The sequence below is a fragment of the Bartonella vinsonii subsp. arupensis OK-94-513 genome, assembly GCF_000278235.1.
Taxonomy (GTDB): Bacteria; Pseudomonadota; Alphaproteobacteria; order Rhizobiales; family Rhizobiaceae; genus Bartonella; species Bartonella arupensis.
The window spans coordinates 354,609-369,492 of sequence record NZ_JH725037.1 but is presented as its reverse complement, the minus strand read 5'-3'; the positions used below and the strand labels follow the sequence as shown (position 1 = coordinate 369,492).

At 38.7% G+C, this 14,884-nt stretch carries 15 protein-coding genes and 1 pseudogene; 6 read left to right on the top strand and 10 right to left on the bottom strand.

Annotation, left to right across the window (positions count from 1 at the left end; all coding sequences use genetic code 11):
* Positions 1-191: 191 nt before the first annotated feature.
* A complete protein-coding gene (gene infC, locus ME1_RS01495) occupies positions 192-710 on the bottom strand; it encodes a translation initiation factor IF-3 (protein WP_004862361.1) in 519 nt (172 codons plus the stop codon).
* 191 nt (positions 711-901) lie between these two features.
* On the opposite strand from infC, the gene ME1_RS01490 reads away from it, so the two are divergent.
* From ME1_RS01490 to dapE, 3 genes are all read left to right on the top strand, one after another.
* A complete protein-coding gene (locus tag ME1_RS01490) occupies positions 902-1,681 on the top strand; it encodes an alpha/beta hydrolase (RefSeq protein WP_004862359.1) in 780 nt (259 codons plus the stop codon).
* Positions 1,682-1,714: 33 nt separating this feature from the next.
* On the top strand, positions 1,715-2,470 hold the full coding sequence (locus ME1_RS01485; protein ID WP_004862357.1) for a M48 family metallopeptidase: 756 nt from the start codon (positions 1,715-1,717) through the stop codon (positions 2,468-2,470).
* 216 nt (positions 2,471-2,686) lie between these two features.
* Entirely contained in the window at positions 2,687-3,859 is a 1,173-nt protein-coding gene (gene dapE, locus ME1_RS01480; protein WP_004862356.1) for a succinyl-diaminopimelate desuccinylase, read from the top strand.
* A 93-nt stretch (positions 3,860-3,952) separates the two neighbouring features.
* Here the strand turns inward: dapE and hemW are convergent, their stop codons facing one another.
* Complete coding sequence (gene hemW, locus ME1_RS01475; RefSeq protein ID WP_004862354.1) at positions 3,953-5,152, bottom strand: radical SAM family heme chaperone HemW; 1,200 nt, start codon at positions 5,150-5,152, stop codon at positions 3,953-3,955.
* Positions 5,149-5,796: an RdgB/HAM1 family non-canonical purine NTP pyrophosphatase gene (gene rdgB, locus ME1_RS01470; protein ID WP_004862352.1), complete on the bottom strand. Its 648-nt coding sequence runs from the start codon at positions 5,794-5,796 to the stop codon at positions 5,149-5,151. The genes hemW and rdgB overlap by 4 nt, the downstream gene beginning before the upstream one ends.
* Positions 5,797-6,103: 307 nt before the next feature.
* Between rdgB and hrcA the strand changes: the two genes are divergently transcribed.
* Together hrcA and grpE are read left to right on the top strand one after the other, a co-directional pair.
* The gene (gene hrcA / locus ME1_RS01465; RefSeq protein ID WP_004862351.1) at positions 6,104-7,174 is read left to right on the top strand and encodes a heat-inducible transcriptional repressor HrcA; all 1,071 of its coding nucleotides are present in this window, start codon (positions 6,104-6,106) and stop codon (positions 7,172-7,174) included.
* Positions 7,175-7,298: 124 nt separating this feature from the next.
* Positions 7,299-7,961, top strand: a complete 663-nt coding sequence (gene grpE, locus ME1_RS01460) for a nucleotide exchange factor GrpE (protein ID WP_004862349.1) — start codon at positions 7,299-7,301, stop codon at positions 7,959-7,961.
* Between the two features lie 98 nt (positions 7,962-8,059).
* Here the strand turns inward: grpE and thpR are convergent, their stop codons facing one another.
* The 6 genes and pseudogenes from thpR to ME1_RS01425 form a co-directional block, all read right to left on the bottom strand.
* Positions 8,060-8,611 carry an RNA 2',3'-cyclic phosphodiesterase gene (thpR, locus tag ME1_RS01455; RefSeq protein WP_004862348.1) on the bottom strand — a complete coding sequence of 184 codons (552 nt, stop codon included), beginning with the start codon at positions 8,609-8,611 and terminating at the stop codon, positions 8,060-8,062.
* Between the two features lie 621 nt (positions 8,612-9,232).
* Positions 9,233-9,529 carry an HPr family phosphocarrier protein gene (locus tag ME1_RS01445; RefSeq protein WP_004862345.1) on the bottom strand — a complete coding sequence of 99 codons (297 nt, stop codon included), beginning with the start codon at positions 9,527-9,529 and terminating at the stop codon, positions 9,233-9,235.
* 26 nt (positions 9,530-9,555) lie between these two features.
* Positions 9,556-9,945: a PTS sugar transporter subunit IIA gene (locus tag ME1_RS01440; protein ID WP_004862344.1), complete on the bottom strand. Its 390-nt coding sequence runs from the start codon at positions 9,943-9,945 to the stop codon at positions 9,556-9,558.
* Positions 9,946-10,076: 131 nt separating this feature from the next.
* On the bottom strand, positions 10,077-10,541 hold the full coding sequence (locus tag ME1_RS01435) for an HPr kinase/phosphatase C-terminal domain-containing protein (RefSeq protein ID WP_035011602.1): 465 nt from the start codon (positions 10,539-10,541) through the stop codon (positions 10,077-10,079).
* A gap of 22 nt (positions 10,542-10,563) precedes the next feature.
* Positions 10,564-12,347 (bottom strand): annotated as a pseudogene (locus tag ME1_RS01430) (stimulus-sensing domain-containing protein).
* A 39-nt stretch (positions 12,348-12,386) separates the two neighbouring features.
* A complete protein-coding gene (locus tag ME1_RS01425) occupies positions 12,387-13,109 on the bottom strand; it encodes a response regulator transcription factor (protein WP_004862338.1) in 723 nt (240 codons plus the stop codon).
* Positions 13,110-13,520: 411 nt separating this feature from the next.
* Between ME1_RS01425 and lysM the strand changes: the two genes are divergently transcribed.
* A complete protein-coding gene (gene lysM / locus ME1_RS01420) occupies positions 13,521-13,976 on the top strand; it encodes a peptidoglycan-binding protein LysM (RefSeq protein WP_004862337.1) in 456 nt (151 codons plus the stop codon).
* Between the two features lie 119 nt (positions 13,977-14,095).
* On the opposite strand, the gene ME1_RS01415 is transcribed toward lysM, so the two are convergent.
* Complete coding sequence (locus tag ME1_RS01415; protein WP_004862335.1) at positions 14,096-14,650, bottom strand: copper chaperone PCu(A)C; 555 nt, start codon at positions 14,648-14,650, stop codon at positions 14,096-14,098.
* Positions 14,651-14,884: the final 234 nt, after the last annotated feature.

Genomic DNA, 14,884 nt, shown 5'->3' with positions numbered 1-14,884 from the left:
TTTATGCAAGTTGAAGCATTATTAAAAGACATTTAGTCTTTTTGATAAAAAGAGTAGTCACTAAAAAAAGAGATCAATATGCCCGCACCATTCATTTAAAAGCACCATAGATGGTATCGTGGTGCTTTTAACCATATTCCATATCTCCAACTCTAGATGAGTTGCATCTTGTACATTATTCTAATGAAAAATTATTTAGCTGCTATGACCATCATCATTTGACGGCCTTCAAGTTTTGGCTCAGATTCGATTTTGGCAATTTCACTTGTATCTTCTTTAACACGCTGAAGAAGCTTTAATCCAAGATCTTGGTGTGCCATTTCACGACCACGAAAACGCAAAGTAATCTTTACTTTATCGCCATTACCAATAAAGCGATGAATAGCTTTAAGCTTGACACCATAATCATGAACATCAACATTTGGACGCATCTTAATCTCTTTGATTTCGATGACCTTTTGCTTTTTACGCGTTTCAGCTGCTTTTTTTTGAGTTTGATACTTTAATTTACCCAAATCGATGATTTTACACACCGGTGGTTCAGCATTTGGCACAATTTCAACCAAATCAAGCCCCACATCTGCAGCCATAGCAAGTGCTTCTTGTATTGGAACGATTCCCTGATGTTGTCCCTCATCATTGATAAGCTGAACACGAGGAACTCGGATATCCTGATTTGAACGTGGCCCATCTTTCTGGGTAGCTGTCATTTTAAACGGTTTGCGAATGGTTTATATTCCTTTAATTTGATTCATCTATAATGTAATTTAATATACAATTATATACAGAAAAACAACTAGAATTCGCGCTTTTTTCATTATTTGATTATGACTTTTAGGTTTAATTTTGAGAAAAGAAATTTTTCTTTTATGCGTAAAAGTGTTTTGTGAGGAAAAGAACAATGGATCAAAATATTCCGTGCCAATTTTTTTCGTTTGAAGATACTGCTCTCGCAGTACGTTATCGCAAAGGCAGTCATTCTCCAGGGTTAGTTTGGCTTCATGGTTATCTATCCGATATGTCAGGGGATAAGGCGATGTTGGTTGATAGTTTTGCTCAGAAGAATAATTTGTCCTGCTTACGTTTTGATTATTCTGGGCATGGAGAATCGGGAGGTGATTTTTTTCAAGGAACCATTTCACGCTGGGTTCAAGAAAGTTTAGCGGTTTTTGAAACTTATTGTGAGGGGCCACAAATTTTGATTGGCACTTCTATGGGGGGATGGATTGCTCTAAAGCTTGCTATGATATTAGCACAAAAAAATAAGAGGCTTGCTGGCATGGTCTTGATTGCGCCAGCTCCTGATTTTACACAAACATTGATAGAATCAGGGTTGGGGCGAAAGGAGTGGAAAATTTTAGAAGAAACAGGACAAATTGAACGATCTACAATTAATTATACGGAGCCGGTCCCCTTTACAAAAGTATTTATTGAAGATGGCAGAGACAACTGCGTCATGAAGGGATGCATAGATGTTGGATGTCCAATCCATATTCTACAAGGGATGGAAGATGTGGAGATACCCTATCAGCATACAATGACTTTATTGAATCATTTGCCTTTACATGATGTTACATTGACACTAGTTCGTGATGCAGATCATCGCTTTTCGCGTCCGCAAGATTTGGATTGCCTCGAAAGGGTATTGAGATCATTGATTGATCAAATTAATGCGAGATGAGAGTCAGATTCATTGATAATGAAGACATAATGTATGACCATTTATGAACAGCATTTTATTTTTTCTGATCGTGTTGTCCCTCTAAAAGTACGCACGCATAAACATGCGCGTCGCCTCACATTACGTGTTGATGCGGATGGGCAGGGAATTTGCGTAATAACGCCACCAGAGATAAGCCTTTGTTCGGTTCAAGCTTTCATTGAAAAGAACCGCTCTTGGATTGAAGCGCGTCTTACGCGTGTGTGCGTTTCTCAAAAGAGTCCTTATCTCAAAGAGGGTACCGCGATTCCTTTATTGGGTATTACACATACTATAAGGCATAAAGAAGGGCGTGGGGTGTCAGAAATTATTACAGGAGATGCGGGACGAGAATCTCAAATTATCGTTTATGGCCGATTAGAATATTTGCCAAGGCGTGTTGCTGATGTTTTAAAAAAACAGGCTGCGCTTATTATAACACCATTGGTTGCATGTTATGCAGATAAAGTAGAGCGTAAAGTGAAGTCAGTTTGTTATAAAGATACCAAAAGCCGTTGGGGATCTTGTTCGATAGATAGGCGTCTCTCTTTTTCTTGGCGCCTTATTATGGCGCCAAAAGAGATTGTGGAATATGTTGTTGCGCATGAGGTCGCTCATCTTATTGAAATGAATCATGGACCAAAATTTTGGGATCTTTGTGAAAAACTTTGCCCAGGGAGTAAAACACATCGCGCTTGGTTGAAAGAAAATGGACACACGTTGCAAGCGATCAATTTTCATTCCTATGAGTTGGATAAGTTGGAAATATGAAAAAAACCTTGAAAAAGACAAGTTTCAATGGAACTTCTTATTTCGCTTTCCATTATGTATGTGCTTCATCACATGATGAGCAACGCATTGAAGCCTCAGCAAGATTGTCTTCCCCTACTTGGCTTGCTGAGTGTCTTCAATGTTTTTGCTTTATCTTTTTTATAATTCAGCTTAATAATTTTTCATCATACTTAAATTTAGATTGGAAATGCATTTATGCCTGTCCTTACAGATCCACTTCAGCTTTTACAGGCACTTGTTCGTTGTCCTTCTATTACACCTCGTGAAGCAGGTGCTTTATCAACTTTGGAGCAATTTTTAAAGAAGATGGGGTTTCATGTTGAACGCCCTGTTTTTACGGACGAAAATACAGAAGATGTTGAAAATCTTTATGCTAAAATGGGAGAAGGAGGACCACATCTTATGTTCGCGGGTCATACTGATGTTGTGCCACCAGGTGCGTTGGAAAATTGGACGTATCCTCCTTTTGAAGCTGTCGTAAATCAAGGAAAATTATACGGGCGAGGCGCTGTTGATATGAAGGGCGGGATTGCTTGTTTTATTGCTGCGTTGGCTCGAGTCCTTAAGAAACAATCCATTAAAGGAACGGTAAGCCTTCTGATTACTGGTGATGAAGAAGGCCCTGCACTTAACGGCACGGTTAAACTTCTCAAATGGGCAGAACAAAAAGGCGAAAAATGGACTGCGGCTCTTGTGGGAGAACCAACAAGCGTAAAGGTTGTTGGGGATGTGATCAAGATTGGTCGTCGAGGATCAATTTCTGGTGTCATTACAGTTAAAGGCCGCCAAGGTCATGTTGCTTTTCCTGAACGAGCAGCCAATCCATTACCTTTAGTAAGTAAGCTTATTCAAGCGTTGACACAAACGGCTTTAGATCAAGGGACAGAAAATTTTCAACCAAGTCATTTGGAATTGACAACCATTGATACGGGTAATTGTGCAGTGAATGTTATTCCAGCACAGACAATAGTGCGTTTTAATATACGCTACAATGATCTTTGGACAAAAGAAACGCTTATGACAGAAATTGAAAAGCGTCTTGCTTTAGTGCAATCAAAAAACAACACTAATCAATACCCCTATTATCAACTTGAATGGATTCCAAGTTTGGGAGATGTTTTTTTGACTCAAAATGATAAACTCATTGCAACCCTATCAAATTCTATTGAAAGTATAACAGGGAATATACCAGAATGTTCCACTTCGGGGGGAACTTCTGATGCACGATTTATTAAAGATTATTGCCCAGTGGTTGAATGTGGTTTACCAGGACAAACGATGCATATGGTAGATGAGTGTGTAACTCTTGATGCATTGGAAACCCTCACTTCTATTTATGAACGTTTCATTGTTGATTTTTTTGCATAGAGCAAAGCCTATTTTAAAGCATCTGCTTCTTAAATTGAAAACAGTGAATGTTATGTCATAAGTGATAGGGTTGCGCGTTAAAATCATCAGATTTTAGGTTGCTAATTGGCTGATGATATAGTCAAGAAGGATACGTCCTTTGCTTGTTGCCTTTAAACGCTGATTTCCTAGCATTTCTATGAGTCCTTGTTGTTGTAAATCAATAAGCTTTTCCATTGGAAAACTTTTGGGGTTTAAGGTTTCATAACGCGGAAGATCCAAACCTTCTGAAAGACGCAATCCCATAAGAAGCATTTCATTTGCTTGTTGTAATGGGGTCAATTGTTCTGTCTCAATACAGCCATGTCCTGTCGTTTCTACCAATTCAAGCCAACGCTCAGGATATTTTTCATTTATTGTAACATAACGTTCACGATTTCCAATTTGAGAGCAAGGGGTTTTTGAAGAAGCAGAAAAATTATTTGTTGTGTGCTCCATAAAGCGTCCATGGGCTCCTGGACCAAAGCCTGCATATTCATGATAACGCCAATAGAGAAGATTGTGCGCCGATTCAGCGCCGGGGATTGCATGATTTGAGATCTCATAAGCTAGAAGTCCGTGCCGTGCAGTTATTTCTTGGGTGAGATGATACAAGTCCGCTGCGAGTTCTGAAGCGGGGAGGATAAGTCTTCCTGCGGCATGGAGTCGTTTAAAGGCGGTTCCTTCTTCGATAGTCAATTGGTAAAGAGAAAGATGATCTGCTGCCAAATCAAGAGCTTGGGAAAGTTCATATTTCCATTGTTCGCGTGTTTGTTCGGGGCGGGCATAAATAAGATCAAAAGATAAACGTGGGAAGATTTCCCGCGCGAGAGCAATAGCATGGAGAGCCTGTTTCACGTCATGGAGACGGCCAAGTTGTCGCAACGCTTTGTCATTGAGTGCTTGTACACCTAAGGACAAGCGGTTAACCCCTGCTGCACGATATCCACGAAAGCGTTCTGCTTCTACACTTGATGGGTTAGCTTCTAATGTAATTTCAACTTTATCATCAACAGTCCATTTTTTTGTAAGTGCTTGCAACAAGGCATCGACAGTCTGAGGTGTCATAAGGGAAGGTGTTCCCCCGCCAATAAAAATACTCGTAATGCGACGTGGACCTATTTTATGGTACTGCGTTTCTATTTCGCGTTCAAAGGCGGCTACAAAACGTGGTTGATCAACACCATGAACGCGCACATGTGAATTGAAATCACAATAGGGACATTTCGTTGCACAAAAGGGCCAATGAATGTAAATGCCAAAAGGTTCATTCATGAGAGAGTCAAAAGGTTTTCTGCTAAAAGTTTGAAAGCACGTGCGCGATGCGAAAGAGGTGTTGTATCATTGAGTTTCCAGCCATGTTTTTGCTCTGTTGACATTTCCCCAAAGGTATTTTCATATCCATCTGGCAAAAAAATAGGATCAAAACCAAAACCTTTATCTCCTCGTGGTGGCCAAACGAATGTGCCTTCAACACTGCCTTGGAAATAGTCCGAATAGCCATCGGGCCATGCAATGCATATGACCGATATAAATCGGCTTTTCCGCTGTTTTTTTTCATGTGCTCCAATTTTTTGGAGTTCATCTTCTATTTTTTGCATTGCTTTTGGAAAATTACGTGTACCATCGGGTTCAAGAGCGAGGTCAGCTGTATAAACACCTGGTGCACCGCCTAATGCATCTATTTCCAAGCCTGAATCATCCGAGAGAGCAGGAAGACCTGTTTTTTTTGCTGCGGCAAAGGCTTTGATGTAGGCATTTTCTTCAAATGTTGTTCCTGTTTCTTTCGGTTCCGGCAATCCAAGCTCTTTTGCAGATTGTATTGTAAAACCGAAAGGAGCAACCAAAGTGGTAATTTCATGCAATTTGCCAGCATTATGTGTTGCAATGACAAGTTTCTTGGATTCTATACTTCTCATAGACATTTCTCCAGAAATAAAGGGGATATGTTACGCTAAAAATCAGCTTAAACACTCATATATGCGAGTTTTTCCGGATTTTACGCGATATGTTCTTGTATATTCATTGATAGTTTATTCAAAGGAAATCTTTTGTATTTTGAGTGGACAATAATTGAAAAGCTATATAGTAGGTCCCTTTTTTTGATGATAGCATTTTTTTATGGTAAAATATATAATATGCTTTTGCACTACTTTGGACTATTTGACCAAAACTTAGTAAAACTTATATAAGAAAGAAGTGTTTTTAAAGTAGTGAAAAATTGTGATGAAGCACAAACCTATTGATGATGAACTAAAATATCTTGATGAGCGTTCGCGTGATATCTTTCGCCATATTGTCGAAGCCTATCTTAATGACGGTGAACCTGTAGGGTCACGAAATCTTTCACGGCTTTTGCGACAAACATTATCTCCTGCAACGATTCGCAATGTGATGAGTGATCTTGAACATCTTGGTTTGATTTATGCACCTCATATTTCTGCAGGGCGAATGCCAACACAATCAGGATTACGATTTTTTGTTGATGCGTTCATGGAAGCAGGTGATTTGCCAAACGAGGAGCGCGAGAGTATTGAAATGCAAGTTAAGGAGGCTGGTCATGCGCAATCCGTTGAACATTTTCTTGTCCAAGCGAGCCGTGTTCTTTCAGATCTCTCACGTGGGGCAGGGCTCGTTTTAGCAACAAAATATGAAGGGACATTGAAGCATATTGAATTTGTGCGTCTTGATGGAGAGCATGCTCTTGCTGTTTTAGTGACTCAACAAGGTGAAGTTGAAAATCGTATTGTTCATTTACCAGAAGGGGTTACTCATGCACAATTAACAGAAGCAACGAATTTTCTCAATGCGCATATTCAAGGGCTCACATTGAGAGAAGCTAAAGAAGAAATTGCCCGTTTATGTTCAGAAACACGAGCTGCGCTCGATCATTTGTCTCATCATCTTGTTGAAACGGGGTTAGCGTTGTGGGGAGGGGAAGATGCTGATCATAAAATACATCTCATTGTTCGTGGGCGTAGCAATCTGCTTGAAGATGTGAAGGCCGAAGAAGATTTAGAGCGGTTACGTCATCTGTTTGATGACCTTGAAACGCGTGAAAGTATGGCACAACTACTTGATTTAACGGATGAAGGTTCGGGGGTTCGTATTTTTATTGGTTCAGAAAATAAGTTGTTTTCGCTTTCTGGTTCTTCTTTGGTGGTGGCACCTTATCGTGATTCAAAACAAAGAGTCATTGGCGCTGTAGGCGTTATTGGACCTACGCGGCTTAATTATGCAAGGATCGTGCCCATGGTCGATTATACAGCTCAACTTGTCTCACAACTGTTACGTTAAACAATTAGGGGAATATTTGTATTATAAATGCTTATTCTCTTTAAGATATGTAAATACCCCTTGATTTTTGTCTGTAAAATTTCGATATCGAGAATAAGAAATCTTATGAAGGAATGGAATTTTTATGTCTGATGAAAAAAACAAATTTACTGACGCTTCATCTAAAAATTGCGATTTGAAAAATCCAGCTGATCGCGATGCACTTAAACAAGCAGCTGATGCGTTTTTAAAAACGCGTGAAGCAGAGGCTCGTGCGGAGGTTGAAGAGGAAGGAAATGAGTTTGCCGATCCATTGGCTGCTTTACAGGGCGAAAATAAAGAGCTGAAAGATCAGATTTTGCGTCTTGCTGCAGATATGGAAAACCTTCGACGTCGTACTGCACGTGATATAGCGGATGCGAAGGCTTATTCAATTGCTAGTTTTGCACGTGATATGTTATCCGTTTCTGATAACCTCAATCGTGCTTTGGAGGCTATTCCAGAAGGAGCAAAGGAGAATGACGCGGGTTTGAAGACATTAGCGGAGGGCGTAGAAATGACTGAGCGGGCAATGATGGCAGCGTTAGAACGTCATGGGGTACAGAAAATTCATCCAGAGGGGCAAAAATTTGATCCTCACTTTCACCAAGCGATGTTTGAAATTCCTAACTCTGATGTTCCAGATAACACTGTGCAGCAAGTTGTTCAGGCTGGTTATATTATTGGTGAGCGTGTTCTGCGTCCGGCTATAGTGGGTGTAGCCAAAGGAGGAGCAAAAGAAATCTCTGTGGAGCCTGATTCAGCTTAAAACACATCAGCAGTAATATCTTCGGTGCAAGAATATGCTCTTACGTGTAGTTATCCATATTCATAACATAATTTTATCAAAGAGAGCTCTAAAGGGTGTTAAAACACCCTTTTATCCTCTAAGTATCCAGCTTTTTTTACAATATAAGGATCATCGCTCGAGGGAGATGGCGATAATAATAAAACAAAATGATTAACCTCAAAAGGTGAAAACGAGAAATCACTGCGAGAAGACAAATAAGAAGGAAGAGCTTCAGGTTTAATATCGAGCAATCGTGCAAGAGTAATATGCGGTATAAATTGTTTTTCATCAGGTTTTAAACTCAAATTGCTCCGAATGCATTGCATTTTTTCGTGTAAAAGGTTGAGAGTTTCACAAGGCTCAATACGAACAACAAGAGAATGTGGAGCATTTTCTGAACCAAAAATTTCAAAACCCCTTGGTTGTAGCACAAAAGGAGGAAGCTTTATTGTATCAAAGGCACGAATAAGCGCGTTTGCTACGGAGCTCTCAACTTCGCCAAAAAAAGACAAAGTGATATGAAAGTTTTGCGGATTAATCCACTGCGCATTTGGCAAGCCATTTTGCAGTGATATGAGAGCTTCTGTCGTTTGTTGAGGAATCTGGAGAGCACTAAACAGACGTTGCATGATATCTCCTTACAGTAAAAAACGCCACCGTAAATACAATGGCAGATAACAAGAGTGAAGTATGTACTATTAAGGATAAGATAATGGTGTAAAAAAAGAATGGCTAAAAAATGTTTACAATCATAATGCCTATTTATCTTAAGAAAATGGTTATGATGATTCCAACAAAAGCCGTATTTGTATAAATCTTATCAAAAAGATATGTGTAGTAGAAGAGAGCTTATACTTTCATTATAAAACACTAAAAATAAAGCCTAAGAGTGGAAAATTGATAGATTTCTAAAGCTCATTTTCACATTTATCTAACGTAGCTTAAAAGTTAATATCCAGCACAAGATGAATATTTCCGTTTTCTGTAAATATTTAAGTATACATGTTAAGTGGAACAGCTATAAGACGCAATAAACACTCAAATGATTCAAAGAGTTCTGAGAAAGAAAGCAAACGAAAATACTGCGCTCGACAGGGGTGCTACAAGCATTTACACCTATGATAATCACAACACCGCAACGAATATAAATCTTGGTATTTTGAAAGACAACAAGAAAGTCGGCTATAATAATAACGGAAAGCCGTTTTTCCTTATTCCGAGTATGACCTACGTCTTTTGGATGAGAAACTTTAATTCTCTTCCCCAAATTTATTATTGATAAGTTTCTCAAGAGCATCAAGAGCGTCGGTTGCTTCTGGTCCTGAAACACGAATGGTAAGATTGCAACCGGATGAGGCTGCTAACATCATAAGTCCCATAATTGATGAACCACCAACAATTTTTCCATCTTTTTCAACTTCAACCGTGGCATTGAAATTGTCAACAGTTTGGACGAATTTTGCAGAAGCACGTGCATGCAACCCACGTTTATTACAAATATTAAAATGACGACTTAGTTTAGATGGGAGAGGGTCTTTGGAAAGCATCAGTGTTAATTATCCGCTATATAAAATCATACTGGTACATTAATATATTTACGCCCCGCTTCTTGCGCTATTTTTAAAGCTTCTGATAATGAAATATCAGGACATTGCCGAATAGAAATGAGTTTAATGAGCATGGGTAAATTAACACCCGCGATCATTTCGACGCGTCCTTTTTCAATAACAGAAATAGCCATATTTGAAGGTGTTCCACCGAACACATCTGTTAATATAATAACGCCATGGTTTGTATCTGTAGAGGAAACTGCGGCTATAATATCACCACGGCGCTGATCTATGTCATCATCAGGATAGACGCATATTGTTGCGAATTTCTCTTGCGTTCCAACGACATGTTCCACTGCATGTAGAAATTCGACAGCCAGCTCACCGTGCGTTACAAGCACGAGTCCAATCATTTACACAAACTCCTGTTAATTTAAAGTCCAACCATATTGGTGGAAAAGGTATTTTACAAGGCCTTATCTTGCTGCCAAGAAAAATTTGCAAAAAAAAGGCAAAAATAATATTTTTTTATATTTGTAAAAAATTAGACAGATTTATACCATATTTTTCTAAAAAAGAATGCTTCAATAGCTTGGCAAATGGCTGTACAATCGGCTTCATGAAGGCTAGGGAGTTTTAAAAGAGGAATATGGAGATCTGCAAATTGAAAAGTTTGATTTGTAGAAAAGCGTTCATATTCAGGTCCGAGGCGAATAACGCAATCGATGACCGTTTGTTTTTCAAACTCTATTGTGTAAAGACCAACACCGCGGATTTCAATACCGCCTTGCAAACCTTCTGGAGTATATCCATAAAGTTTTCCATTCTCCACATGGAGAATTGTATAATCATCACTGATAAGTTTTGCTTCACGTTTTGACCATTCAGCACGGTCGAGCAAGGAAAGGGTAAGGGTTGATTTTCCTGATCCAGACGGACCTATAATCAACAGTCCCTTGCCTCCCAATTGCAGACAATTTGCGTGCAGTAGTTCTTTTTTTGTTTTCATACTTTTTTCTTTGGATAGAAGATTATTTAGCGAAGGGAAGCATAATGATAAAACGAGCACCAGTTTTACTCTTTCCCAATTCAGGGTCAACAACATTTTCAGCCGAAATTGTCCCATTATGAGCTTCAATAATTTGCCGACTAATAGAAAGACCGAGTCCTGAATTTTGTCCAAAAGCATCTTCGTTTGGTCGATCCGTATAGAAACGTTCAAAAATACGTTCAATATTCTCTGAACGAATACCGGGGCCATTATCTTCAATGGTTAAAATGAGAGTCGAAGCATGACTTTTCATCGTTATACAAATTTTACCATTATCATGGGGAATAAAGGAACGTGCGTTTTCAATAAGATTGGAAATTACTTGTCCTAAACGAAGTTCGTGACCCAAAACAAGATAGGCTTTTCCATGAGGACGTGGGATAATATTAAGGCTTACATCAATGGTTTGTGTATTCCGGTATACTTCTTGGACAGCATGAACAAGACTTTCCAAAAGTGATGTCATATCAACTATCTGTGCGGTTTCACGAGCAAGCTCTGCATCTAGCCGCGAGGCGTCAGAAATATCCGTAATCAAACGATCAAGACGCCGCACATCATGTTGAATAATTTCTAACAATTGTTCCTGTGCTTCTTCATTTTTAGCCAGTGGAAGCGTTTCTACGGCACTTCGTAGTGAGGTAAGTGGGTTTTTTAATTCATGGCTTACGTCAGCAGCAAAACGTTCAATGGCTTCAATACGCATATAAAGAGCATTGGTCATATCACGAATAGAGGTCGAAAGGTGACCAATTTCATCTTCACGCATTGAAAAATCAGGAATTTCTACGCGCTTATTATTGCCATTGCGCACACGGTTGGCAGAGGCAGATAATTTGCTGAGTGGATGGGCAATTGTATGGGCTAAAAAGAGAGAAAGTACTAAAAGCACGCTGCTTACAACGGCAAAGACCTTAAAAATGACGAGTCTTTCGCCTTTTACAATGTTGTCAATATCTGAACCGGTCGTTGAAAGAAGAAGTGCTCCCACCACTGCACGATAACGTTGAACAGGAACGGCAACAGAAACAATTAATTGACCTTGCCGGTTGCGTCGTTTGGCAGTAGCAACAGATCCATTTAATGCTTTGTATACTTCTGGATAGACCATATTACGGTTTTTTGATTGCTCTTTATCAAGTGTAATACCACGGCCATAAAATGCATTTGAAAACCATGAAGTGAGATGTTCCCATATATTTTGTTTCGTTTTAAGTGGAGGTAAATCATAGCTAAAAACTTCACCACTAGAATAAAGAACGCGCGAATCAAGAAGTAAAGTAGCATCACGATCATAGATACGTGCTCTTGTTGTTTTAGGTTTAATGAGGCGTCGTAAAAGGGGGCAACTTGTTCGGGATTAATGGGGAAATCCCAAGAATCAGTTGATTGAGGTGCGGGTGTAACGCTTTCTCCAGCGTGTAATTCTAGAAGTTTTTGAGGATCAATCAGAATAGAATTTGGATCTACCGTTGCGGAAGCGGCAATGGCTCCAGCAATAATTTTTCCTTGGATGCTTAGACTTTTGATTGTCGCTTCAATCAAACCATCGCGAAATTGATTAAAGTATAAAATGCCTGTCACCAAAACGCCAAGAGCAGCAATATTTAAGATAACAATGCGGCGTGTAAGACTAGAAAACAGCAATTGTCCGAGAAGACGCCGTATCCGAAAATGCGAATAGGAAAATAAAGAAAATAGCGCTGAAGGGATACCACTTGATATCGTTTTTTGCAGAGTCTCCAGTTGAGTATTTTTTTTCATTGATTTGGTTGTCGTTCAAGCTATTCCAACAAAACAGTTTTACACCTCGTGGAAACGATAGCCTACACCATAAAGTGTTTCAATCATTGCAAAATCATCATCCACTTGTTTAAACTTTTTACGCAGACGTTTAATATGACTATCAATGGTACGGTCATCTACATAGACTTGATCGCTATAGGCAGCATCCATCAAAGCATCACGACTTTTCACAACGCCTGGTCTTTGTGCTAAAGTTTGTAGAATCAAAAATTCTGTAACGGTAAGTATAACAGGTTTATCTTTCCATGTACAGGTATGACGTTCTTGATCCATCACGAGATCTCCACGTTTAAGAGAAGAGGTAGGAGAAGTTCCTGTTGCAAGCGGCTGGTTACGCGCATTAGAACGACGCAGAATAGCTTTCACACGCTCAATGAGAAGACGTTGAGAGAAAGGCTTTGTAATAAAATCATCAGCTCCCATTTTGAGACCAAAGAGTTCATCAATTTCATCATCTTTAGAGGTAAGAAAAATAACTGGAATATCAGATTTTTGACGCAATCGACGCAAAAGTTCCATTCCATCCATTCGGGGCATTTTAATATCAAAAATAGCTAAATGCGGAGGATGGAGTGTGAGGCCTTTGAGTGCAGATGCTCCATCTGTATAGCTTTCAACCCGATAGCCTTCTGTCTCAAGCGCAAAAGATAAAGATGTCAAAATATTGCGGTCATCATCAACAAGTACAATCGTTTGCGTGACTGTTGGTGTATCTTTCATGGCTTCTTAGACCTTTCTATTGCTATGATAGCAAACTACCCACGCTATTTATATGGGAGTTCACATTTTTTTTGCAAAACAAATATGGTACAAATTATAACAGAGTAAAAACCCTTTCATTTTTACGGTAAAAGCTTGTTTATCTTTGCAATTTTATAATGCTTTTGTGTGCGTTAAGATCCCTTTGCTTGAGAGAAAATTTTTATGGAGGCATTTTTTATCAAAGTTTATTGTTATCTTTGCCCCATTTTATCAACGTTTATTGTGTTGATTGTCCCATAATTAGACAAATTTATTTTGATTGTTGAAGTTTAGAAAACACGCCTATCTGTTTTATTTAAGAGCAAAGATCAATGAAGTGTGGTGACATATACGAAAAAATTTGCTTCCACTGCACGAAAGGAGGCTATAATGGGATTGTTTCATTTTATTAAAACAGTTGGCGAAAAACTTGGTATTGGGGATCGTGAGCCAGAAGAGAAAGATTTTAAAACTGTATTTGATAATTTTCGACTCCATGCAGAAAAAGTGAATATTCGGGTGGAAAATGGTAAAGCTATTTTAAGTGGGGAGGTTCCAGATAGAGAAACTCTTGAAAAGGTACTTTTAGTTGTAGGAAATTCGCAGGGTATCTCTTCTGTTGATATTGACCAATTGAAGATTTCAGAGAGTGTGTTCAAAAAAGTTTCTCGATTTTATGAGGTTAAATCTGGTGATAACCTTTGGAAAATTGCCGAAGAAGTTTATGGAAAAGGGCAAGGTGATAAGAACACATTCATTTTTGAAGCCAATAAGCCAATGCTAAAATCTCCCGATAAAATTTATCCTGGACAAGTTTTGCGTATTCCTGAAGTTGATCATGTTTAATTCAGAGAGATAATTGAGTTTTTATTTATTATTGCCAAACAAATAACTAAGGAGTGCGAAGAAAATTTTTGCACTCCTTATTATATTGAATTATATATTATAAATAGCGATGGAAGAGCTTAATCTGTAGAATCTGATTTAGAAGGTAATTTATCACCCAGAGCTTTTACAGAGAAGTCAATATTCATTGTGCCTGCTTTCTCAAATGTCAATTTGGCACTAATTTTGTCACCTGGCTTGAATGGTTGTGAAAGCCCCATGAACATAATATGATTACCACCGGGTTTAAGGGAGATTTCACCATTTCCAGGAATTTCAATGCCATTGTGCATTTTTTCCATGTTCATAATATCGTTAACAACTACCATGGAGTGGATTTCTGTTGTTTGCACTCCGTTTGTTGAAATGGAAATCAAGCGGTCTGGTGTATTGCTGTGATTAATGATGTAAAGATAACCGCTGCTCACTTTTATACCTTTGGGTGTTGCGCGTGTCCAAGGATGAAGGATTTCTATGTCTCCCACTTTATATTGTTGAGCGGTTACAGGCATGGCCATGAAAGCAAAGAGAAGAGCCAACACGACATTTTTGATAACCTTTTTGAGTGGATATTGAGCGAGAGTTGGATTTTTAGATATGAAGTTTTTCATTCTTCCAACAATAAATATTATCATTGATTTACCCTCCTTCGTGAGATTCACTTCACTCTATTTTTAGCAGAATTTTTGTTCAAAATAAAAGAAAGAATTGCTAGAGTTATACGAATTTGCATGTAAGAAGGGGCTTCTTTTTTAGAAGAAGACAATGAAGTTTGCAATGATAGTGTCCTTAAAGCTAAAGGGCTAAGGGGTTATCTTATATATTTACGAATTTAATATTTAGGTAAAAAATAGATTATGTCGGGTTTA

Coding starts and splice junctions, on each gene's coding strand:
- infC (WP_004862361.1), bottom strand. CDS start 710: ATGACAGCTACCCAGAAAGATGGGCCACGTTCAAATCAGGATATCCGA.
- ME1_RS01490 (WP_004862359.1), top strand. CDS start 902: ATGGATCAAAATATTCCGTGCCAATTTTTTTCGTTTGAAGATACTGCT.
- ME1_RS01485 (WP_004862357.1), top strand. CDS start 1,715: ATGACCATTTATGAACAGCATTTTATTTTTTCTGATCGTGTTGTCCCT.
- dapE (WP_004862356.1), top strand. CDS start 2,687: ATGCCTGTCCTTACAGATCCACTTCAGCTTTTACAGGCACTTGTTCGT.
- hemW (WP_004862354.1), bottom strand. CDS start 5,152: ATGAATGAACCTTTTGGCATTTACATTCATTGGCCCTTTTGTGCAACG.
- rdgB (WP_004862352.1), bottom strand. CDS start 5,796: ATGAGAAGTATAGAATCCAAGAAACTTGTCATTGCAACACATAATGCT.
- hrcA (WP_004862351.1), top strand. CDS start 6,104: ATGAAGCACAAACCTATTGATGATGAACTAAAATATCTTGATGAGCGT.
- grpE (WP_004862349.1), top strand. CDS start 7,299: ATGTCTGATGAAAAAAACAAATTTACTGACGCTTCATCTAAAAATTGC.
- thpR (WP_004862348.1), bottom strand. CDS start 8,611: ATGCAACGTCTGTTTAGTGCTCTCCAGATTCCTCAACAAACGACAGAA.
- ME1_RS01445 (WP_004862345.1), bottom strand. CDS start 9,529: ATGCTTTCCAAAGACCCTCTCCCATCTAAACTAAGTCGTCATTTTAAT.
- ME1_RS01440 (WP_004862344.1), bottom strand. CDS start 9,945: ATGATTGGACTCGTGCTTGTAACGCACGGTGAGCTGGCTGTCGAATTT.
- ME1_RS01435 (WP_035011602.1), bottom strand. CDS start 10,541: ATGAAAACAAAAAAAGAACTACTGCACGCAAATTGTCTGCAATTGGGA.
- ME1_RS01425 (WP_004862338.1), bottom strand. CDS start 13,109: ATGAAAGATACACCAACAGTCACGCAAACGATTGTACTTGTTGATGAT.
- lysM (WP_004862337.1), top strand. CDS start 13,521: ATGGGATTGTTTCATTTTATTAAAACAGTTGGCGAAAAACTTGGTATT.
- ME1_RS01415 (WP_004862335.1), bottom strand. CDS start 14,650: ATGATAATATTTATTGTTGGAAGAATGAAAAACTTCATATCTAAAAAT.